The sequence below is a fragment of the Streptacidiphilus sp. EB103A genome (assembly GCF_041261405.1).
GTDB lineage: Bacteria > Actinomycetota > Actinomycetes > Streptomycetales > Streptomycetaceae > Streptacidiphilus.
Window position 1 is genome coordinate 84,679 of the sequence record NZ_JBGCAQ010000020.1, and the last position, 21,520, is coordinate 106,198.

Sequence of the window (21,520 nt, forward strand, 5' to 3'; positions counted from 1 at the left end):
GGTGCCGGAGTGCGGCAACCGGAACCCGTCCGACATCAACTTGTGATCATGCCGGGCCTCAGCCGGTGCCGGTGGCCAGGTGCGAGCCGCCGCCCGGCACGGGTGCCTGCGGCTTGCGGACCCCGCGCGGGAACAGGTCGGCGGGGGTCGGCACCGGACGGACAGCGGGGCGGGTCTGCTCCTGCTTCTGCTCCTCCTCCTGCTCGACCTCGGTCTCGTCGGTGTCGGCGTCGGCCGGAGCGGCCTTGCTGCTGGGGGTGGGGGTGTCGGACGAAGCCATGGGAATGGGACCTCCACGTCGGTTCGGCAGGGAGAGGGGGGCTCCCCCCGGGCTGTTCCGGATTTCCGGGGTGCGACCCCCCGTACCCCCGCGCGGACGCGGGGTGCGCGCCGGACGGGCGAACTCGGTCACCGTGCCGCCGACCAGCTGGGGCGGCCTCGTCGCGGACTCCAGGCGGCGGCGTACCGCGGCTTCGGCGAGCTCGCCGCAGCGGGCTCGCAGGGCGAGCCTGCGGGTGCGCTCGGCCGGCGCGCAGGGCTGCGCGGTCAGCGAGCGCAGCGCGGCGAGGTCGTCGGCCTCGGGGAGGTAGCCGTCGGCCACGGCCTCGTCCAGCCGCTCCAGGTAGCCGCTGGCGCTGCCGGGGAGCGCCTGCCGGTAGCGGGCCAGGTCGGCGAGGGCGAAGGCGCGCATCCGGCCCGCCTCGTGGACGGCCTCGTCGATGGACTCGGTGAGGCGCAGGACGTCCTGGACGTCCGAGGCCCAGCCCAGCGGGTGCGGGGCGCGGGCCGGGACCAGCGCGGGCGTCAGGAGCTGATTCGGTGGGTTCGGAACCGGTGGATTCAAGACCTGGGCGAGGGCGCGCCGCAGCACCCGCAGCTCGTCCGCGCTGAAGGCCATACCGCCGCGAGACCCGTGAGGCGTAGGCATGAGCCGACACTATGCCCGATACGACCTATTTGTGATTATCGACGCGCAGGGAGTTCTGACGGATCGTCGGGTGCGGCGTGTGCCTGGTTGGTCGCGCAGTTCCCCGCGCCCCTAGGGGTCTGCAACTGGCCCAGTTGCAATCAGCTAGGGGCGCGGGGAACTGCGCGCCCAGCCATCCACTAACCAGCAGTGTTCCGCTCATAGACCAGCCGAAGCCCGATCAGGGTCAGCCACGGCTCGTGCACGTCGATGGAGCTCGCCTCGCCCAGAACCAGCGGCGCAAGCCCCCCCGTGGCGATCACCTGCACATCGTCAGGGTCGGTGGCCAGCTCCGCGGCCATCCGGTTCACCACCCCGTCCACCTGCCCGGCGAAGCCGTAGAGGATGCCGGACTGCATGCACTCCACGGTGTTCTTGCCGATCACATTCCGCGGACGGATGATCTCGATCTTCGGCAGCTTCGCCCCCCGCAGCCCCAGCGCCTCCACCGAGATCTCGATGCCGGGCGCGATCGCCCCGCCGACGTAGTCGCCGCGCTCGTTGACGGCGTCGAAGGTGGTCGCCGTCCCGAAGTCCACCACGATGCAGGGGCCGCCGTAGAGGTGCTTGGCCGCGAGGGTGTTCACGATCCGGTCCGCGCCGACCTCCTTGGGGTTGTCGGTGAGGACGTGCACCCCGGTCTTGACGCCCGGTTCCACCAGCACCGCCGGGACGTCCCCGTAGTAGCGGCGGGTCACCTCGCGTAGCTCGTGCAGCACCGAGGGGACGGTGGAGCAGATCGCCAGACCGTCCACCGTGTCCTCGCCCAGCGCGGGGTGCGAACCCATCAGCCCCTGCATCAGCACGGCCGTCTCGTCGGCGGTCCGGCGGGGGTCGGTGGACACCCGCCAGTGCTCCACGATCTCCTCGCCGTCGAACAGGCCGAGGACGGTGTGGGTGTTACCGACGTCGATCGTGAGCAGCATGCTGGCGCCGTTCCTAAGTCAATAAGAGGTAGTCGGGGGACTATCCGCGCAGGTCAAGGCCGATGTCAAGGATGGGCGAGGAGTGGGTGAGGGCGCCCACCGCCAGGTAGTCCACGCCGGTCTCGCCCACCGCACGGGCGTCGTCGAGGGTCAGGCCGCCGGAGGACTCCAGCCTGGCCCGACCGGCCACCAGCGCGACGGCCTCGCGCAGTTCGGGGACGGTGAAGTTGTCGAGCAGGATCAGGTCCGCCCCGGCGTCCAGCACCGGCTGGATCTGGTCCAGGCGGTCCACCTCGACCTCGACAGCCAGGTCCGGATAGGCGTCGCGGACGGCCTTGAACGCCTCGGCGACACCGCCGGCGGCGATCACGTGGTTGTCCTTGACCAGGGCGGCGTCCGACAGCGCCATCCGGTGGTTGGCGCCGCCGCCGGCCCGCACCGCGTACTTCTCCAGCGCGCGCAGCCCGGGAGTGGTCTTCCGGGTGTCGCGGACCACCGCGCCGGTGCCCTCCAGGGCGTCGGCCCAGGCCCGGGTGGCGGTGGCGATGCCGGAGAGGTGGCACAGCAGGTTGAGCGCGCTGCGCTCGGCGGTGAGCAGGTCGCGGGTGCGGGTGGTCACGCTGAGCAGCACCTGCCCGGCCTCGACCCGGTCGCCGTCCTCGGCGTGCCGCTCGACGCTGAACTCCTCCTCGGCGACCAGGGAGAGCACCGCCTCGGCGACCCTCAGCCCGGCGACGACGCCGGCCTGGCGGGCGGTGAAGTCGGCGGTGGCGACGGCGTCCTCGGGGACGGTCGCGACCGAGGTCACGTCCTCGCCGCCGGCCAGGTCCTCGGCCAGCGCGAGGGTGGCGATGTCCTCGACCTCGACCGGGTCCAGGCCGGCCTCCTCCAGCAGGGCGGCCAGGGCCGGGTCCAGGCCGGTGACGTACTCCTCGCCGCAGGCGCAGCCGTCCCCGCAGCCGCCGCCGTCGACGAGTTGGAGCTCGGGGTGGTCGTGGCCATGGTCCTGGCCGTGGTCGTGCGCGGTCACAGCTGCTCCTCTGTGGTGGTCAGAACGCCGTCCTGCTGACGGGTCGTGAGATGGATCTGCCAGGCCGCGTCGTCGCGGTCGGGGAAGTCCTCGCGCCAGTGGCAGCCGCGGGTCTCCTCGCGCAGCCGGGCGGCGGCGGTGAGCGCGGTGGCGACCAGATGCAGGTTGGTCGCCTCCCAGGTCTCGACCTGCGGGGCCTCGCCCTTGCCGGTGACAGCGCCGCTGTGCGGATCGGCGGCCAGCGCCGCCAGTCCCTCGGCGGCCTCGGCCATGCTCGCGGCGTTGCGCAGCACGCCCACGCCCCTGGTCATCAGCCGCTGGATGTCGGCCCGCGCCTCGGAGGCGAGCAGCGGGACCCGGTCGACCTCACGATCAGTATCTTCATGACGCGGGGTCAGCTTGCCTATGGCATCCCGCTCCAGGATGTCCGCGGCGATGCGCTCGGCGAAGACCAGGCCCTCCAGCAGCGAGTTGGACGCCAGCCGGTTGGCGCCGTGCACGCCGGTGCAGGCGACCTCGCCGCAGGCGTAGAGGCCGGAGACGCTGGTGTGGCCGCGCAGGTCGGTGCGGACGCCGCCGGAGGCGTAGTGGGCGGCGGGGGCGACCGGGATCAGCTCGGTCACCGGGTCGATGCCGTGCGAACGGCAGGAGGCGAGGATGGTGGGGAAGCGCTCCTCCCACATCCGCTCGCCGAAGTGCCGCCCGTCCAGGTACATGTGTTCGGCGCCGGTCTCGCGCATCCGCCGCATGATGCCCTTGGCGACGATGTCGCGCGGGGCCAGCTCGGCCAGCTCGTGCTGCCCCACCATGAACCGCACCTCGTCGGCGTCGACCAGGTGGGCGCCCTCGCCGCGGACCGCCTCGGAGATCAGCGGCTGCTGGCCCTCGGCGTCCGGGCCCAGCCACAGCACGGTCGGGTGGAACTGGACGAACTCCAGGTCGGTGACCTCGGCCCCGGCCCGCAGCGCCAGGGCGACGCCGTCGCCGGTGGAGACGGCGGGGTTGGTGGTCGCCGAGAACACCTGCCCCATACCGCCGGTGGCCAGGACCACCGCGCGGGCGTGCAGCGCGCCGACGCCGTCGCGCTGGCCCTCGCCCATCACGTGCAGGGTCAGCCCGGCGGTGCGGCCCTCGGCGTCGGTGAGCAGGTCCAGCACCAGGGCGTGCTCGATGACCTCGATGTCCGGGTCCGCGCGAACGGCCTCGACCAGGGCGCGGGAGATCTCGGCGCCGGTGGCGTCGCCGCCGGCGTGGGCGATCCGGCGGCGGTGGTGGCCGCCCTCGCGGGTGAGCAGGATCCGGCCCTCGGCGTCCTTGTCGAACGCCGCACCGGTGGCGATCAGCCGCCGCACCGCGGCCGGGCCCTCGGTGACCAGGACCCGGACCGCCTCCTCGTCGCAGAGACCGGCCCCGGCGACCAGGGTGTCGTCCAGGTGCTGCTCGGGGGTGTCGCCCTCGCCGAGCGCGGCGGCGATGCCGCCCTGGGCCCAGCGGGTGGAGCCGTCGTCCAGCACCGCCTTGGTGACCACCATGACCTTCAGCCCCGCGGACCGCAGCCGCAGGGCCGTGGTCAGCCCGGCGACCCCGGACCCGACCACGACCACGTCGGTGGCGGTGGTCCAGCCGGGGGCCGGGGCGGCCAGTCGCGTCCTGGGATCGGTGAGTCCGGGATCTCTGAGTGCTGGGGTCATGCTTCGCTCCGCGCGGGCACAGGGGTGCTGTGGGCAGCACCGTCGACGTCACGGTACGCCTGTGCACTCATCGCACGGGAATCCGTATGCCCGGCCACCAGCCCGCTGCCCGCCGGGGCGTGCGCGGCGTCCGAGCCCAGGTGGGTGACCCGGTTGTCGCCGTCGACGAAGACGACGCGCGGCTGACAGCTGCGCGCCTCGGCGTCCTCCAGCTGGGCGTAGGCGATCAGGATCACCAGGTCGCCGGGGTGGACCAGACGGGCCGCGGCGCCGTTGATGCCGATGATGCCGGTGCCGCGCTCCCCCGCGATGGTGTAGGTCTCCAGCCGGTTGCCGTTGTCGATGTCGACGATGTGGACCAGCTCGCCGGGGAGCAGGTCGGCGGCGTCCAGCAGGTCCTGATCCACCGTCACCGAGCCGACGTAGTGCAGGTCGGCCTGGGTGACGGTGGCTCGGTGGATCTTGGACTTCAGCATGGTGCGGTACATGGTCACGTCTCCTGGTGGTGAGTACATGCCGGGGCGGTTCAGGGCTGGAAGAAGATCCGTACGTTGTCGATCAGACGGGTGGCGCCGACCTTCGCGGCGACGGCGAGCAGGGTCTCGCCGCGGTAGTCCTCCCGGTCGACCTCGGTGAAGTCGGAGGGGTCGATCAGTGCCAGGTAGTCGAGGGACAGGCCCGGGTATTCCGCGAGCACGGCCTCCGCCGCCGCGCTGACCGCCGCCGGACCGTTCTTGCGAGCGGCGTGCCCGGCGAAGAGGCTCCGGGACAGCGCGAGCGCCTGGACCCGGTCCTCCGCCGACAGGAAGCGGTTGCGGCTGGACATCGCCAGTCCGTCCGGCTCCCGGACGGTGGGGACGCCGACGATCTCGACCGGGAAGTTGAGGTCCTTGACCATCCGCCGGACCAGGGCCAGCTGCTGCCCGTCCTTCTCGCCGAAGAAGGTCACGTCGGGGGCGGTGAGATGGAGCATCTTGGCCACCACGGTGAGCATTCCGTCGAAGTGGCCCGGGCGCGAGGCCCCCTCGAACCCCTCCCCCATCGGCCCGGCCGCCAGCCGCAGCTGCGGCGCGCCGCCGGGGTAGACCTCGTCCACCGACGGCGCGAACACCACGCTCGCCCCGGCCTCCGACGCGAGCTCGACGTCGGCGTCCAGGGTCCGCGGATAGCGGTCCAGATCCTCGGCGGGACCGAACTGCAGCGGGTTGACGAACACCGTCACGATCACCGCGCCGGCCGGCCCCACCCGCTTCCGCGCCGCCCTGATCAGCGCCGCATGGCCCTCGTGCAGCGCGCCCATGGTCATCACCACGGCCCGCCGGGCGCCCGGGGCCGCCTCGCGCAGCTCCTCGGCCGTTCGCACCAGCTCGGTCACGTCTCCTCCTCCGCGAGGACGTCCAGCAGCGCCTCGGCCGCCTCCGCCTTCAGCATTCCGTTGGCCAGCGCGCGGTCCGCGGTGGCGCGGGCCATCGCCCGGTAGCTCTCCAGCACCTGGGGCGAGGTCGCCCGCAGCTGCTGGACGTGCTTGCGCACCGTCCCGGCGTCGCCGCGGGCGACCGGGCCGGTCAGCGCGGCGTCGCCGCTGCGCAGCGCGTTGTCGAGGGCGGCGCCCAGCAGCGGGCCGAGCATCCGGCCGGGCTCGGCGACACCGGCGTCGCTGAGGATCTCCATGGCCTGGGCCACCAGGGTGACCAGGTGGTTCGAACCGTGCGCGAGGGCGGTGTGGTAGAGCGGGCGGACCGCCTCGGGCACCCATTCGGGCTCACCGCCCATCTCCACGACCAGCGCCTCGGCGACTGGGCGGAGCTCCTCCGGCGAGGTCACTCCGAAGGGGCAGCCGGAGAGCCGGGCGACGTCGACTGCGGTGCCGGTGAAGGTCATCGCCGGGTGCAGGGCCAGCGGGAGCGCGCCGGCGCGGGCCGCGGGCTCCAGTACGGCGACGCCGTGGGAGCCGGAGGTGTGCACGAGTATCTGTCCGGGCCGCACCGCGCCCGTCGCCGCGAGCCCGGCCACCAGCTCGGCGAGGACGTCGTCGGGGACGGTCAGCAGCACCAGGTCGGACGCGGCCATCACCTGCGGGGGCGTGACCAGGCGTACGCCCGGCAGCAGGGTTTCCGCCCTTCGGCGCGACTCCCGGGAGACGCCGGAGGCGGCGACGACGCGGTGCCCCGCGAGTTGCAGCGCGGCGGCCAGGGCGGGGCCCACGCGACCCGTACCGACGACGCCCACGGCGAGGCGGGCGGGGCGGTTCGCGGGGTCGGTGGGGTCGCCGAAAGGATCCACGGGCAGGTCCGTGCTCATGCTCTGCGTACCTTCTTCCGTTCCAGTCCTCTAGGGGTACCGGACGTACCGAACCATGGTACGGCGGGCTCACGGGTGCACCTGAGCGGGTGGCTTGTCGCGCAGTTCCCCGCGCCCCTGGGGGGTAGGGGCGCGGGGAACTGCGCGAACAACCATGCACAACCCGCACCGCCGCACCTACGCCGCATCCTCCGTGGGGCGCTCGTTGTAAGTAGCCACCCTCGTCTGCCCGGACAACTTGTGAATCGCGTCCATGATCTCGTCGGTGACCCCCCGCCGCACCGGCCCCACCGGCTTCAGCTCACGGCGGTCACTGAAATCGAGCGGCTCCCCGAAGCGGACGGTGACCCGTCGCACGCGGGGCATCCGCTTCCCCACCGGCTGGATGTCCTGGGTGCCCGCCAGGGCGACCGGCACGACCGGCGCGCCCGAGGTCAGCGCCAGCCAGGCCACCCCCGTCCGGCCACGGTAGAGGCGGCCGTCGAGGGAGCGGGTGCCCTCCGGGTAGATGCCGAAGGCCATGCCCTCGTTGAGGACGGCCAGCGAGGCGTCCAGCGAGGCCTGGGCCGAACGGTGGGTGCCGCGCTCCACCGGGACCGCGCTGATCGCGGTGAAGAAGGAGCGCATGATCCGCCCCTTGAGGCCGGTCCCGCTCCAGTACTCCGACTTGGCCAGGAAGGCCACCGGGCGGGGCGCCACCAGCGGGATGACCATGCTGTCGATGAAGGACAGGTGGTTGCTGGCGAGAATCACCGGCCCGCGCCTGGGTACGTTGTCGCGCCCCTCGATGACCGGCCGGTAGATCACCCGCGTCAACGGGATGAGGATCAACCTGAGGACTAGAGCGAACACGGATCCTCCGGGGACCTTCTGATGAGGGGTGGCTGCCGCCGGATCGTATGACATCCAGGAGCCTCCGTCAGCCCCCGCCGGTTCGGCGCCGCGCCATGGGAGATGATCGGTCCATGGCTGACGAGATGGAAATAGACCCGCTTCAGCGCCGCTTCGAGGCGCTCCGCGGCTCCGGAAGGCTACTCTCCGGCACCCGGCCCAGAAGCCTCCGCGAAAGCATCGACGCCCTCGCCGACGGCTCCCACGACCTTGGCGGCCGTACCGACGTGTACGGGGACGGCGTGGTCGGGGCTCTGGAGGAGCGGGTCGCCGGGCTGCTCGGCACCGAGGCCGCGGCGTTCTTCCCGACCGGGACGATGGCACAGCAGGTCGCGCTGCGCTGCTGGGCCGGGCGCACCGGTGACCGCACTGTGGCGATGCACCCGCTGGCCCACCCCGAGGTTCATGAGCGATTTGCGTATGCGCAGCTCAGCGACTTGCGCAGCGTCTGGCCGACGACCGAGCGGCGGATGGCGAGCGCGGACGAGGTGGCCGACTTCGCCGAGCCGTTCGGCACCCTGATGCTGGAGCTGCCGCTGCGCGACGCCGGATTCCTGCTGCCGTCCTGGGAGGAGCTGGTGGCCACCGTCGAGGCGGCCCGGGCCAGGGACGCGGTGGTGCATCTGGACGGCGCCCGGATCTGGGAGACGGTGCCGCACTTCGGTCGTCCGCTGCCGGAGATCGCCGGGCTGGCCGACTCCGTCTATGTGTCGTTCTACAAGACCCTCGGCGGGATCAGCGGTGCGGCTCTGGCCGGTCCGGCGGAGTTCGTCGCCGAGGCACGGGCCTGGCGGCACCGGTACGGGGGCCAGCTCTACCAGCAGTGGCCGGCGGCGCTGAGCGCGCTGGCGGGGATCGAGCGGGAGCTGCCCCGGCTGGGCGAGTACGTCGCGCACGCCAAGGTGGTGGCCGCGGCGCTGGCGGAGGTGCCCGGTGCCCGGGTCTTTCCGGAGCCGCCGCACACCCATCAGTTCCAGCTGTGGCTGCCGTACGCTGCGGAGCTGCTCACCGAGGCCGGGCTGCGGCTGGCGGAGGAGACCGGGCAGGCGCTGTTCGGCGGCTGGCGTGAGCCGGGGGTGCCGGGGGTCGCGTGTACGGAGGTCACCGTGCAGGGGCCGGCGCTGGAGTGGTCCCCACAGGAGATCCGTGCGGGCGTGGCGGCGCTGCTGGAGCGGGTGAAGCAGTAATTCGGCTGCGGACCGTAGTTGGCTGGTCGCGCAGTTCCTCGCGCCCCTGGGGGCTGCAACTGAACCGCCGTGGGCAAGTTGCACTATCAGGGGCGCGGGGAACTGCGCGACAAGCCACCTACAAACGGTCAGTGCTGTGCCCGGACCAGGCCCGTCTCGTAGGCCAGGACGACGGCCTGCACCCGGTCGCGCAGCTGGAGCTTGGTGAGGATCCGTCCCACATGGGTCTTCACGGTCGCCTCGGAGAGCGAGAGCCGCGCGGCGATCTCGCCGTTGGACAGCCCCTGGGCGATCAGCAGCAGCACCTCGCGCTCGCGCTCGGTGAGGCGGGCCAACTCCGGGGTCTCGGCCGGCGGCAGCGAGCTGGGCAGCACGGTGGCGAAGCGGTCGATCATGCGACGGGTGGTGGTGGGGGCCACCACCGCGTCGCCGCCGTGGACCGCGCGAATCGCGGCGACCAGCTCGGTCGGCGGGACGTCCTTGAGCAGGAAGCCGCTGGCCCCGGCCTTGAGCGCGGCGAAGGCGTACTCGTCCAGGTCGAAGGTGGTGAGGATGAGCACCCTCGGGCCGGTGTCTGCCGTGGCGTCCTGTTGAGCGCAGATCCGCCTGGTGGCCTCGACGCCGTCCATCCGTGGCATCCGCACGTCCATGAGGATCACGTCGACCTCGGTCGTGGCCAGGACCTCCAGGGCCTGGACCCCGTCCCCGGCCTCGGCGACGATCTCGATGTCCTGCTGCGACTGGAGCACCATCCTGAACCCGGTGCGCAGCAGCTCCTGGTCGTCGACGAGCATCACGCGGATCGGCATCGGGGTCCTTACTTGCTGAGGTGGACGGCGGAGTCGGCCGGAGCGGGATCCGCCGGCGGGGGCGGCGCGGCAGGCGCGGTCCGGCCGCCCCGGGCGGGCTTCAGCGGCAGCACCGCGCTGATCCGGAAGCCGCCGCCGGGACGGGGCCCGGCGTCCAAGGTGCCGCCCACCATGCCAACCCGCTCGCGCATGCCGATGAGTCCGTGCCCGAAGCCGTCCTCGCCGCCGTCGCGGGCCAGCTCGGCGGAGGCGCCGCGGCCGTTGTCCTCGATCAGCATGTCCAGACCGCGGTCGTCGAAGCGGATCCGCACCGAGGCGCTGGCCGTCGGCCCACCGTGCTTGCGGGCGTTGGTGAGCGCCTCCTGGACGATCCGATAGGCCGTCAGCTCGACACCCCGCGGCAGCTCCCGGGCTTCCCCCTCCACGGTGAACGCGACCGGCAGTCCGGCGTTGCGGACCTGCTCCAGCAGGTCCGGGAGCTGCTCCACGCCCGGCTGCGGAACGTACTCGCCGACGGTGTCGGCCGAACGCAGCAGCCCCAGCAGTCGGCGCATCTCCTCCAGCGCCTGGCGGCCGGTGCCGGCGATGGTGGCCAGCGCCTGCTTCGCCTGTTCGGGCGAGGAGTCCATCACATAGGAGGCGCCGTCGGCCTGAACGATCATCACCGAGACGTTGTGGGCCACCACGTCGTGCAGCTCCCGGGCGATCCGGGCCCGCTCGGCGGCCACCGCGATCTTCGACTGGGCGTCGCGCTCGCGTTCCAGCCGGGCGGCGCGGTCCTCCAGCTCGACGTAGTAGGCGCGGCGGATCCGGGTGAACCGGCCGAGCACCCAGCACAGCAGGAAGGGGGTGGAGGCGAACAGGCTGATGAGGATGTTGGCCGTCATCGTGGGAGGGTGCGAGGAGTCGCTGCTGCCGAAATCGAACCGGAGGAACGACAACGGCCCGGCCAGAGCGCTCAGCAGCAGGGCGGCCCTGGAGGTCCAGACATGGGCGAAGGCGGCCGCGGTGTAGGCGATGATCAGCAGCGCGATGTCGGCGGTACCCGGGGACAGCCGGACGGCGATCTGACCCAGGCCGACGAGGATGCCCAGCCACACCGTGAGATCCGGCCAGCGCCGACGCAGCACCAGCAGGGTGCACAGCGTCACCGAGACGAAGGCCGTCCCCAGGAGCTCGGCCGCGGTCGTGCCGTTGTGCCAGTTGGACGCCAGCTCCACCAGGCACAGCAGGAACAGCAGTGACGCCCAGATGGCGTCGGACACCGTGGGGTGCCTGCGGAACCAGCTGTAGAGGAGTTGCACAGTCACCAGCCTAGGCAGGTGAAACAGGCCCGGGGTCCCCCGCCGGGCGGAGTCGGCCGTCCTCCGCAGGTCGGAGACGACCGGCGGGTGTACGGCGACCGGACTCCTTCCCTCCCCAGCCCGTAGGGTGCAGCGATGGAGAGCGGACAGGCGGCGGAGTGGAGCGGGTGGCGTGCGGCGGCCGAACGGGCGCTGTACGGACCGGACGGGTTCTTCACCCGGACGGGTGCCGGTCCTGCCGGGCACTTCCGGACGTCCGTGCATGCCTCGGCCGGCGGCGCGGACCTGTTCGCCGGGGCGGTCCTGGAGCTGGTGGCCGAGGTCGACCAGGCGTTGGGCCGTCCGGCGGAACTGGTGGTGACCGACGTCGGCGCGGGGCGCGCGGAGTTGTTGCGCGCGCTGGGGATGCGCGCCCGCGCGGAACTCCCCGCGCTGGCGGACCGGCTGGTGCTGCGCGCCGTGGAGCGCGCCCCGCGCCCGGACGGCCTGCCGGGCTGGATCGGCTGGGGCGACCGGATCGAGCCGGCCGCGCACGGGGTGCTGTTCGCCAACGAGTGGCTGGACAACGTGCCGGTGGACATCGTCGAGGTCGACCCCGGGGGCGTCGCACGCCTGGTCGAGGTGGAGCACAGCAGCGGCGAGGAGCGGCTGGGCGCCCCGGTCACCGGCGCGGACGCGGCCTGGCTGGGCCGCTGGTGGCCGCTGGACGGCGCGGAGCCCGGCGAGCGCGCCGAGATCGGGCTCCCGCGCGACCGGGCCTGGGCGGCGGCCGTCGGTTCGCTGGGCCGAGGGCTCGCGGTCGCGGTCGACTACGCCCACGACGCCGCCGCCCGCCCCGCCTTCGGCAGCCTCGCCGCCTTCCGCGAGGGCCGCGAGGTGCGCCCGGTCCCGGACGGCAGCTGCGATCTGACCTGCCATGTGGCCCTGGACGCCTGTCTGGCCGCCGCCGCGAACACCGTCCACAGCCTGTGGACGACCCAGCGCGAAGCCCTGGCCGTGCTCGGCGTGAACGGCGCCCGCCCCCCGCTCGCCCGGGCGTCCAGCGACCCCGTCGGCTACCTGCGCGCTCTGGCCGCCGCGGGCGAGGCCGCCGAACTCACCGCCCTGGGCGGGCTCGGTTCCTTCGTCTGGGGCCTGCAGTCGGTCGGCATGCCGCTGCCGCGACGCTGGCTGGATCCGGCCGACGCCGGTAGTGGCAGACTCTTGCTCCATGACGACTAGCACGCCGGGGCGCGGCACCCGCGAGACCACGGTCGGGATCGGCGCCGGGGCCGCCACCGAGCTGGGCACCAGCGACATGGTGCTCAACATCGGCCCGCAGCACCCCTCCACCCACGGCGTGCTGCGGATCAAGCTGCGGCTGGACGGGGAGCTGATCACCGCCGCCGAGCCGGTGATCGGCTATATGCACCGGGGCGCCGAGAAGCTGTTCGAGGCCAGGGACTACCGGCAGATCATCATGCTGGCCAACCGTCATGACTGGCTCTCGGCCTTCGCCAACGAGCTGGGGGTGGTCCTCGGCGTCGAGCGGATGCTCGGCATGGAGGTCCCCGAGCGGGCCACCTGGACCCGCACCCTGCTGGCCGAGCTGAACCGGGTGCTCAACCATCTGATGTTCCTCGGCTCCTACCCGCTGGAGCTGGGCGGGATCACCCCGGTCTTCCACGCCTTCCACGAGCGCGAGCAGCTCCAGACGGTGATGGAGGAGGCCTCGGGCGGCCGGATGCACTTCATGTTCAACCGCGTCGGCGGCCTCAAGGAGGACCTGCCGGCCGGGTGGTACGGACGGGTGCGCGCCACGGTCGCCTCGGTCCGGGGCCGGATGGGCGTCTTCGACGACCTGGTCCTCGGCAACGACATCTTCCGGGCCCGCACCCGGGGCGTCGGCGTGCTGGCGCCGGAGCTGGTCCACGCCTACGGCGTGAGCGGGCCGATCGCGAGGGCCTCCGGGGTGGACTTCGACCTCCGCCGGGACGAGCCCTACCTGGCCTACCCGGAGCTGGCCGGGGTGCTGCGGGTGGTGACCCGTCAGGAGGGCGACTGCCTGGCCCGGTTCGAGTGCCTGCTGAAGCAGGTGCACAACTCGCTCGACCTGGCCGACGCGTGCCTGGACCGGCTGGCCGAGTCGGCGCCCGGACCGATCAACACCCGCCTGCCCAAGGTTCTGAAGGCCCCCGAGGGCCACACCTACACCTGGACCGAGAACCCGCTCGGCGTGAACGGCTACTACCTGGTCTCCCGCGGCGACAAGACGCCCTGGCGGCTGAAGCTCCGCTCGGCCTCCTACAACAACATCCAGGCCCTCGGCGAGCTCCTGCCCGGCACGTTGGTCGCCGACATGGTCGCCATCCTGGGCTCCCTCTTCTTCGTCGTCGGCGACATCGACAAATAGGCCAGCCCTGCAACCACCCAGGGGCGCGGGGACACCTACGCACGTGACCAGCCCTGCAACCACCCAGGGGCGCGGGGACACCTGCGCACGTGGCCAGCCCTGCAACCACCCAGGGGCGCGGGGAACTGCGCGACCAGCCCTCTACGGAGGTGCATGGTTGGCAGCGCAGTTCCCCGCGCCCCTTAAAAGCCAACTACAGGGCCCGGAGGGAGCGGACGTCGATGGGTTCGGTCTCGTCCTCCGCGGTGAGGTCGTGGACCACGTCCTCCGCGGTCCCGGCCGCGCCCTCTGCCGTGCCCGTCGCGTCCGCGTACAACCGCTGGGCCGCCGCAGCCTCCGTGCCGACCACGTCGGCGAGGTCACCCAGCTCCGTGGAGATCGCCGTCTCCTGCCGGCTGAAGAAGTTGAACGTCCCGCTGCTGCCCGCATCCTGACGCAGCACATCACGCGACTGCCGCGGCATCACCGCACTCGCCGGCCGCAGCGGCGGCAACGCCGCCCTGGCCCACGCCGGACCCGACGACTTCTCAGCCGCAGCAACCGCCTTCTTGGGCTTCGCCTTGGGCTTCGGCCGGAACGCCGACCGCTCCTGCACCCGCTCCCGCTCCTGCTTCGGTCCCTGCTTCGGCTGCTGCTCAGCAGCCTTCGCAGCCACCGGCTCCAGCACCGGCTCCACAATCGGTTCAACCGCCGGCTCCACGACCGGTTCAGCCTCCCGCACCGACACCGACCCACCGGCCCCGCCGGCCGAGGCGATCCGCTGGGCCTGGCCCACGGCCGCCCTCCGCTCCAGGCCGCGCAGCGCCGCCGCGGCCTTCAGGTAGGCGGTCGGGGTGGGACGGGTGCCCCGCAGCGCGGACTCCCTGCGCTGGGTCTCCTCCGCCTCCCGCAGGGCCTGCTCCGCCGCGACCCTGGCGCGCTCCCGCAGCAGCCTGGCGTTCTCGGCCTCGGCCCTGGCGATCTGGCTGCGCTGCGCGAGCAGCCTCCGCTCCATCCGCTTGACCTGCTCCTCGGCCGCCTCCGCGGCGTACTCCAGCTCGGCCACCCGGTCCTCGAAGCGGGCCTCGTCCCGGCCCCTCGCGGCCATCTCCGCCTCAAGCTCGATCTGCCCCGCGTGCTCGCGCAGCCGCAGCAGCACCGCACCGGCGAAGGCCCCGACGGACGCGGCCACCACCAGGACGCGAAGCATCGCCGGATCGGTCGCGAAGACCGCGGATATGAGTGAGGCGATGGCCAGCACTCCGCAGGCGGTCGGAGGGAGGAGCCTGCTCAGAGGCGAGGACTGGCGATGGCGACCACGTGGCATGGCCAGAATCTAGCGCGACCGCGCTGCCCATGTCAGGCCAGGGCCCAAAAGTGCTCTTGACAGGACCAGCTCATGACATTGGGTGTACCAACCACAACGCTGCGCCACCCTGCGCCGGCCGCAGCGACACCCTCAGGGCCGCTCGGCCGAGCTGTGCACCGGCGTCGACGGATCCTGGTCCTCCGGCAGCCGGCAGATGTACTGGATCCAGAGCCCGGCCGCCATCACCGCGATCCCCGCCAGCACCGCGAACAGCGCCGTCAGCGACTGGCCCCGGCGGGCCGAGGCGTCGCTGCTGCTCAGCAGGAACACCCCCATACCGCCGTACACCCCGGTGACCAGCGCCGAGACCAGCGCGCTCGCCTGGCCCAGGACCACCGCCCTGGCGGCCGACAGCGGATCCACGCCCTTGGCCCCCGGCACCCGCTCCCGCTGCGCCTTCAGCCTGGCCCGCAGCGAGATGGCGGTGGCGGCCAGCACCACGGCGATGATCGCCAGCACGACCGGCGCCGCCGTGGGAACACCCGGCAGCGACCCCATCGAGTTCCACAGCTGCGACCCGGCCCAGGACAGCACCCCGGTCACCAGGGTGATCCCGATCAGCACGACAGCGCGTAGCGCCTTCAAGATCTCCCCTTCAGGTCAGCACAGGCTCAACCTCAGAGCCTACCCGCCGCCGTCCGTTACTCGGGCAGGTGCAGTGAGAGGTCGTCGCGCCGCCGGACGCCGGCCACGCCGACCGCGTCGAGAAGGTGTGCGACCGAACCGGCGCCGGGGATCTCCGCGGCCGGGTCCACATCCAGCCAGGGGGCCAGCACGAAGGCCCGCTCATGGGCGCGCGGATGCGGCAGCGTCAGCGTCGGCGAGTCCTCGACGACGCCCTCGTAGGCGAGGATGTCGACATCCAGGGTGCGCGCGCCCCAGCGGACCTCGCGGATCCGTCCGAAGGCGTCCTCGACCGCGTTCGCCCGCTCCAGCAGCGAGTGCGGCGGCAGGGTGGTGCGCAGCACCAGCACCGCGTTCAGATAGGTCGGCTGGCCCTCGGGGCCGCCCACGCCCTCGGTCTCGTACACCGGGGAGACCGCGCGGATCCGCACGCCGGGGGTGTCCTCCAGGGCGTCCACGGCGCCCTGCAGCGTTTCCAGCCGGTTGCCGAGATTGCTGCCCAGCGCCACCACGGCGAGGACCGGGTTGTGCAGCGTGAAGTCGGCCTCGTCGACCTGCTGCTCCACGTGGGGGGCGACGGGGCTGGTGGTGGGATCGCTGCTCATCCGCGGCTCCGAACGATGGTGATGGTCACGTCGTCGAACGGCACGGTGATCGGGGCGTCCGGCTTGTGCACGGTCACCTCGACCTCCTGTACCGCCTCGTGCTTCAGGCACTGGTCGGCGATGCGCTGGGCCAGGGTCTCGATCAGGTCGACGGGCTCGCCCTGGACGATCGCCACGACCTCCTCGGACACGATGCCGTAGTGGGCGGTCCGGCTGAGGTCGTCGCCCGAGGCGGCGGGACGGGTGTCCACGCCGAGGACGATGTCGACCACGAAGGTCTGGCCCTGCTCCCGCTCACGCGGAAAGACCCCGTGGTGGCCACGGGCCCGGAGGCCACGCACCGCGACACGGTCCAGACTGTGCTCCCGATCGAACAAAGGAATCACTCCCACACGTCGAACGCCCCCGTCCGGCTGCCGACGGGTGGCCGGGCAGGCGGGAACGATGCAGGCGACGTTGCCTGCCCAGTCGAAAACTGTCTCAGTCAAACTACCTCCGGGCACTGACAGCGAAGACGATCCACAGGGCCGTCCGGCCGTGCACGCACCGCTTCGCCGCGGGCCGCCCCAGCAGCACCGCCACCCCTTCGGCAGTCGGGTGAACATCCGCGGGACGTGATCGCATTCCCCGGACGGCGTCCGGTCCGCGCGGCCTACTCCTCGTCAGGCCCGCTGGTCAGCACGGGAGATCCGTGGTGCGACCAGAGCCGCCAGCCCTCCGCGGTGCGCCGGAACAGGTTGCTGGCCACCACCCGGCCGCCGACCAGCGGCCCGAGCTCGCCCTCGGTCTCGGCCTCGCCCCCGGAGAGGATGTTCTCGGTGCAGGTGACAAGTGCCACATCGCCGACGACCTCCACCTCCACGTCGGTGAGGAAGAACTGGATGTACTCGGTGTGCGCCATGATCAGCGCATAGGAGCGCAGCACCGAGGCCCGTCCGCGCAGCACCGGCCAGCCGGGGTGCACGCAGACCGCGCCGCGGACGTCGTCGGCGTCCGCACCGGACACCCAGACGTCGGTGAGCCCGTCCAGGTCGCCGGCCTCCAGCGCGGCGTACAGGGCGGCGTTCACGGCCTCGACGGCCTGCTGGTCGGGGGTCCGCCCCGGAGCGACCGGGCCGGTCACCGGCCGCCGCCCCTGGCGGCGCGCAGCGCGGCCTCCACCCGTACCGCGTCGACCGTCGGGGGCACCTCGTGCACCCGGACCGCCCAGGCGCCCTGGGCCGCCGCCAGCGCGGACACCGCGGCCGTGGCGGCGTCGCGGGCCCGGGCCGGGCGGGGCTCGCCGGTGACCGGGTCGGCCAGCAGCGTCCCCAGGAACCGCTTGCGCGAGGCCGCGACCAGCACCGGCCGCCCCAGGCCCGACCAGGCGTCCAGCCGGGCCAGCAGGGCCCAGTCGTCCGCCCTGGTCTTGGCGAAGCCGAGCCCGGGATCGACGATCACCTGGGCGGGGTCGACCCCGCCCGACACCACAGCGTCCATCTGGCGCTCCACTTCCTCGATGACCTCGCCCACTACATCCCCGTAGGAGGCCAGCTCATCCATGTCCGCGGACTGCCCGCGCCAGTGCATCACCACGAAGGGAACGCCCGTACGAGCGGCGACGCCCACCATCTCCGGGTCCGAACGGCCGCCGCTGACGTCGTTGACGATCAGCGCGCCGGCGTCCACGGCGGCCTCGGCCACGGCGGCGCGCATGGTGTCCACGCTGACCAGGGCCCCGCCCTCGACCAGCCCCCGGACCACCGGCAGCACCCGCCGCAGTTCCTCCTCACGGGTGACCCGCACCGCCCCCGGGCGGGTTGACTCGCCGCCCACGTCGATCAGGTCCGCGCCCTGGCGCACCAGGTCCAGACCGTGGGCCACGGCCCGGCCCGGGTCGAGCCAGAGCCCGCCGTCCGAGAAGGAGTCAGGGGTGACGTTGACGATGCCCATCACCGCGCTGCGGTGCCACTCGGGCAGACCGGGGAGCGGGGACTTGTACGTGCTCATGCGGCCATTGTGCGGCAGAGCCTGCGGGGTGCAGCGCGTGCATGGCCGGTCGCGCAGTTCCCCGCGCCCCTAGGGTGCTGCAGCTGGCCCAGTTGCAAACGTCCAGGGGCGCGGGGAACTGCGCGACCAGCCATCTACGGCCCGCACCCGAGAACCTACGTCCGCACCGGAGCCCCGTTCAGCTCGGTACGCGCCTGCGCCGCGGCCACCCGCTTGGGCCGCCTGCGCAGGAACTTCGGCAGCTCCATCACGATGAACGCCTCGGCCTGGAGCGCCGAGATGCCGATCCTGGGCAGGTCCCGCGCGGTCGGGTAGACCAGGAAACGGGGCTCCCAGATCGGACGGAACTTGGCGTTGAACTTGTAGAGCGACTCGATCTGGAACCACCGCGACAGGAACACCAGCAGCCCGCGCCAAGCGCGCAGCACCGGCCCCGCACCGATCCGCTCGCCCCGCGCCAGCGCCGAGCGGAACATCGCGAAGTTCAGCGAGACCCGGCTGATCCCCAGCTCGCCCGACGCCTGCAGCGCCTTGACGATCAGCAGCTCGTTCAGCCCGGGGTCGGCGTCCCGGTCACGGCGCATCAGCTCCAGCGAGATCCCCTCCTTGCCCCAGGGCACGAAGTGCAGCACCGCGCGGATGTCCGACGCCCCCTCGGGCGCGTTGTCGGGCAGCTTGTGCGCGGTGACCACCACGCAGCCGGTGTCCGCCGGGTCGCCGAAGCGGCCCAGCGCCATCGAGAAGCCCCGCTCGGTCTCGGTGCCGCGCCAGGCGTCGGCCGCGTAGCGGATCTGCTCCAGCTCCGTCTCGCTGAGCTCGTCGACCCGGCGCACCTTGCAGACGTAGCCGGCCCGCTCGATCCGCTTCACCATCTGCCGGACGTTGCGCATGGCCCGGCCCTCCAGGGTGAAGTCGTCGACCTCGACGATGGCCTCGTCGCCGATCTCCAGGGCGTCCAGACCCGCCTCGCGGGTCCACACCTCGCCGCCGGTCTCGCTGCAGCCCATCACCGCGGGCACCCAGGCGTGCCGGTGCGCCTCCTCCATGAACAGCTTGATCGCGCCGGGCCAGGCCTCGACGTCGCCGATCGGGTCGCCGGAGGCCAGCATCACCCCGGACACCACCCGGTAGGCGATGGCGGCCTTGCCGCTGGGCGAGAAGATGACGCTCTTGTCCCGGCGCAGCGCGAAGTAGCCCAGCGAGTCACGGGACCCGTGCTTCGCCAGCAGCTCCCGGACCTGCCCCTCCTCCACGGTGCTGAGCTCGGCGACCGGCTTGGACGGCTTGGTCGCCAGCCACACCGTGCTGACCGCGGTCAGCAGGCCGAGCCCGGCGAGCGAGTAGTAGACCACGTCGTTGGTGCGGTCCGCGGTGTAGTGGATCGGGCCGCCGATCCCGATCAGACCCCAGACCACCTGCCAGAATCGGTCGCCGAAACTGGGGGCCCCGAGCGTGGTCTTGGCGTGCGAACTGACGATGATCAGACCGAGCCCAAAACTCAGTACGTACATCGCGATGAAGTTCCCCAGCGCACGCCAGCGGCTGCGCGGGTCCGACAGCGCGTAGAACTCGCGCCGATTCACCAGTACGACGACGAACACCACCACGGTCACCGCCGCGGTTCCGGTGTGGTGCCAGCGCAGCGCCTCCAGCAGCGCGCCGACCGGCAGCAGCACGGCCACGGCCTTCCAGGCCCGCTGCTTCCTGCGCCGCAGCGCGTGCGCCAGCATGATCAGCAGGATGCCGACGACCAGCGAGGCGGCGGTGGCCAGCGTGGTCACGGTTCCCGGTAGGAAGCTGGCAAGTTCGTGGACCCTGGACCCCTTGAAGTGCGGTGCCACCGCGCCGACGATGTCACCCAGTCCGACCAGCGCCGTGGCGTAGCCGACGACCGCCGGAATCCATGGACGCGACACCTTGGGCAGCTGGATGCCCTTGCGGGTACGGCCCTCTGCGGCCTGCTGGTCGGCCGGGGTGGCGGCCTGGGGATCGCTCATGATGGTCCAGAGTAGAGGCTCAGGTAAGGACTTCGGTCAGACCCAAGTAGGAGAGCATCAGTCCCAGGCATGAGTTTCCGGCCGACAGGTAACTTTCCGGCAATGCACAGCAACTTCCCAGGCATGCTGGTGCGTCTGGAGCTCCGCAGCCCGCGCTCCGTCAGGGGGAGCGGGTACGGGCAGAGCGCCGATCCGGGCCGGGCAACAGGATGTGAAACATGGGACTCACCAGTCAGAAACTGCAGATACTCATCGCGCTGATTGCGGTGGGCTTTTTTGCGGCGACGGTCTGGATCTGGCCCCGTCTCGGCCGCCGCACCTGGCGCGCACTGCTCGGCCGGGTGGGAATGCTGGCCGCCAGCCAGCTTTTCACCCTCGCCGCGATCGGCCTGGCCGCCAACAACTGGGGCGCTTTCTACAGCTCCTGGAACGACCTGCTGGGCACCGCCGGCAACGGCGCACCGGTGACCATCAGCAACGGGGTGCACCCCAGTTCGGCGACCCAGGACAGCCAGGGCAACTCCGTGCAGGTACTGAACAGCAAGCCGGTGGCGCTGGAACTCCCCGGAGCCGGCCAGAACGCCTCCGGCGGCACCCTGGAGAAGGTCACCGTCAAGGGCGGCAGCACCGGGTTCTCCGAGGACGCCTACATCTACCTCCCGCCGCAGTACCGCGAGGCGGCGTACGCCCGTACCAAGTTCCCGGTGATGCTGGTGTTCACCGGCTACCCCGGCTCGCCGACGAACCTGGTCACCCGGATGCAGTACCCCACCGTCGCCGCCCAGGCGATACACGAGAAGCAGATGCAGCCGACCATCCTGGTGATGATGCGACCGGCCGTGAACCTGCCCAGGGACACCGAGTGCCAGGACGTCCCCAACGGACCGCAGGCCGAGACCTTCTTCACCAAGGACCTGCAGAACGCCGTCGCCGCCGACTACCGCGCCGAGACCGGCGGCGCGCACTGGGCCGTCATAGGCGACTCCACGGGCGGCTACTGCGCCCTCAAGCTGAGCATGCGCCACCCCGAGGCGTTCGGCGCCGCCGCCTCGCTCTCCGGGTACTACGCGTCCGCCGTGGACAGCACCACCGGCGACCTGTTCGGCGGCAGCCAGCAGCTCCGCAACGAGAACGACCTGATGTGGCGGCTGAAGAACCTGCCGATGCCCAAGGTCTCACTGCTGGTCGCCAGCAGTCTGAAGGGCGAGGGCGACTACAGGGCCACGGTGGCGTTCGCCAACGCGGCCAAGCCCCCGCTGCAGGTGTCCACCCTGTTCCTGCCCGAGGGCGGCCACAACTTCGGCACCTGGAACAAGGAGACGCCGTCCGCCCTGCGCTGGCTCTCCGCCAGGCTCGCCGCCCCGTCCACACCGGGTCTGCCGGCCGGCAGCCTGCCTTCCTGACCTCCGGCGGCCCTTGCTCCCCCCGGCCCCTCCGCTGACGCCGTGTCACTCGATCG

At 72.2% G+C, this 21,520-nt stretch carries 21 protein-coding genes; 4 read left to right on the forward strand and 17 right to left on the reverse strand.

Annotated features, from left to right (window positions below):
- Positions 1–58: 58 nt before the first annotated feature.
- From ABH941_RS30100 to ABH941_RS30135, 8 genes are all read right to left on the reverse strand, one after another.
- Positions 59–928: a hypothetical protein gene (locus ABH941_RS30100; RefSeq protein WP_370132724.1), complete on the reverse strand. Its 870-nt coding sequence runs from the start codon at positions 926–928 to the stop codon at positions 59–61.
- A 179-nt stretch (positions 929–1,107) separates the two neighbouring features.
- Entirely contained in the window at positions 1,108–1,893 is a 786-nt protein-coding gene (locus tag ABH941_RS30105) for a type III pantothenate kinase (RefSeq protein WP_030254086.1), read from the reverse strand.
- Between the two features lie 40 nt (positions 1,894–1,933).
- Entirely contained in the window at positions 1,934–2,923 is a 990-nt protein-coding gene (nadC, locus tag ABH941_RS30110) for a carboxylating nicotinate-nucleotide diphosphorylase (protein WP_370132725.1), read from the reverse strand.
- Positions 2,920–4,614 (reverse strand): L-aspartate oxidase, encoded by a 1,695-nt coding sequence (locus tag ABH941_RS30115; RefSeq protein ID WP_370132726.1) that lies wholly within the window; start codon positions 4,612–4,614, stop codon positions 2,920–2,922. The genes nadC and ABH941_RS30115 overlap by 4 nt, the downstream gene beginning before the upstream one ends.
- Positions 4,611–5,102: an aspartate 1-decarboxylase gene (panD, locus tag ABH941_RS30120; protein ID WP_370132727.1), complete on the reverse strand. Its 492-nt coding sequence runs from the start codon at positions 5,100–5,102 to the stop codon at positions 4,611–4,613. Before panD ends, ABH941_RS30115 begins: the two co-directional genes overlap by 4 nt.
- A 38-nt stretch (positions 5,103–5,140) precedes the next feature.
- Positions 5,141–5,989: a pantoate--beta-alanine ligase gene (gene panC, locus ABH941_RS30125; RefSeq protein ID WP_370132728.1), complete on the reverse strand. Its 849-nt coding sequence runs from the start codon at positions 5,987–5,989 to the stop codon at positions 5,141–5,143.
- Entirely contained in the window at positions 5,986–6,915 is a 930-nt protein-coding gene (locus ABH941_RS30130; protein ID WP_370132729.1) for a Rossmann-like and DUF2520 domain-containing protein, read from the reverse strand. Before ABH941_RS30130 ends, panC begins: the two co-directional genes overlap by 4 nt.
- A gap of 177 nt (positions 6,916–7,092) precedes the next feature.
- Positions 7,093–7,767: a lysophospholipid acyltransferase family protein gene (locus tag ABH941_RS30135; RefSeq protein WP_370132730.1), complete on the reverse strand. Its 675-nt coding sequence runs from the start codon at positions 7,765–7,767 to the stop codon at positions 7,093–7,095.
- 113 nt (positions 7,768–7,880) lie between these two features.
- On the opposite strand from ABH941_RS30135, the gene ABH941_RS30140 reads away from it, so the two are divergent.
- Positions 7,881–8,993 (forward strand): low specificity L-threonine aldolase, encoded by a 1,113-nt coding sequence (locus ABH941_RS30140; RefSeq protein ID WP_370132731.1) that lies wholly within the window; start codon positions 7,881–7,883, stop codon positions 8,991–8,993.
- 128 nt (positions 8,994–9,121) lie between these two features.
- Here the strand turns inward: ABH941_RS30140 and ABH941_RS30145 are convergent, their stop codons facing one another.
- Positions 9,122–9,802 (reverse strand): response regulator, encoded by a 681-nt coding sequence (locus ABH941_RS30145; protein WP_370132733.1) that lies wholly within the window; start codon positions 9,800–9,802, stop codon positions 9,122–9,124.
- Positions 9,803–9,810: 8 nt separating this feature from the next.
- Entirely contained in the window at positions 9,811–11,106 is a 1,296-nt protein-coding gene (locus ABH941_RS30150; RefSeq protein ID WP_370132825.1) for a sensor histidine kinase, read from the reverse strand.
- Positions 11,107–11,241: 135 nt separating this feature from the next.
- On the opposite strand from ABH941_RS30150, the gene ABH941_RS30155 reads away from it, so the two are divergent.
- Both ABH941_RS30155 and ABH941_RS30160 read left to right on the forward strand, forming a co-directional pair.
- A complete protein-coding gene (locus ABH941_RS30155) occupies positions 11,242–12,327 on the forward strand; it encodes an SAM-dependent methyltransferase (RefSeq protein WP_370132734.1) in 1,086 nt (361 codons plus the stop codon).
- On the forward strand, positions 12,317–13,498 hold the full coding sequence (locus ABH941_RS30160; RefSeq protein WP_370132735.1) for an NADH-quinone oxidoreductase subunit D: 1,182 nt from the start codon (positions 12,317–12,319) through the stop codon (positions 13,496–13,498). The genes ABH941_RS30155 and ABH941_RS30160 overlap by 11 nt, the downstream gene beginning before the upstream one ends.
- Before the next feature lie 193 nt (positions 13,499–13,691).
- On the opposite strand, the gene ABH941_RS30165 is transcribed toward ABH941_RS30160, so the two are convergent.
- The 7 genes from ABH941_RS30165 to ABH941_RS30195 all read right to left on the reverse strand — a co-directional run bounded on the left by ABH941_RS30165 (position 13,692) and on the right by ABH941_RS30195 (position 20,061).
- Positions 13,692–14,804, reverse strand: coding sequence for a hypothetical protein (locus tag ABH941_RS30165; protein ID WP_370132736.1), 1,113 nt, complete (start codon positions 14,802–14,804; stop codon positions 13,692–13,694).
- 132 nt (positions 14,805–14,936) lie between these two features.
- Complete coding sequence (locus ABH941_RS30170; protein ID WP_370132737.1) at positions 14,937–15,431, reverse strand: DUF3180 domain-containing protein; 495 nt, start codon at positions 15,429–15,431, stop codon at positions 14,937–14,939.
- Positions 15,432–15,487: 56 nt separating this feature from the next.
- Positions 15,488–16,075 (reverse strand): 2-amino-4-hydroxy-6-hydroxymethyldihydropteridine diphosphokinase, encoded by a 588-nt coding sequence (gene folK, locus ABH941_RS30175; protein ID WP_370132738.1) that lies wholly within the window; start codon positions 16,073–16,075, stop codon positions 15,488–15,490.
- On the reverse strand, positions 16,072–16,431 hold the full coding sequence (gene folB / locus ABH941_RS30180) for a dihydroneopterin aldolase (RefSeq protein ID WP_370132826.1): 360 nt from the start codon (positions 16,429–16,431) through the stop codon (positions 16,072–16,074). Before folB ends, folK begins: the two co-directional genes overlap by 4 nt.
- Before the next feature lie 296 nt (positions 16,432–16,727).
- Positions 16,728–17,198 carry a nuclear transport factor 2 family protein gene (locus ABH941_RS30185; protein ID WP_134003397.1) on the reverse strand — a complete coding sequence of 157 codons (471 nt, stop codon included), beginning with the start codon at positions 17,196–17,198 and terminating at the stop codon, positions 16,728–16,730.
- Positions 17,195–18,064, reverse strand: a complete 870-nt coding sequence (gene folP, locus ABH941_RS30190; protein WP_370132739.1) for a dihydropteroate synthase — start codon at positions 18,062–18,064, stop codon at positions 17,195–17,197. Before folP ends, ABH941_RS30185 begins: the two co-directional genes overlap by 4 nt.
- A gap of 155 nt (positions 18,065–18,219) precedes the next feature.
- Positions 18,220–20,061, reverse strand: coding sequence for a phosphatidylglycerol lysyltransferase domain-containing protein (locus tag ABH941_RS30195; protein WP_370132740.1), 1,842 nt, complete (start codon positions 20,059–20,061; stop codon positions 18,220–18,222).
- 218 nt (positions 20,062–20,279) lie between these two features.
- Here ABH941_RS30195 and ABH941_RS30200 point away from each other — a divergent pair, with 218 nt between their 5' ends.
- Positions 20,280–21,464, forward strand: coding sequence for an alpha/beta hydrolase (locus tag ABH941_RS30200; protein ID WP_370132741.1), 1,185 nt, complete (start codon positions 20,280–20,282; stop codon positions 21,462–21,464).
- Positions 21,465–21,520: the final 56 nt, after the last annotated feature.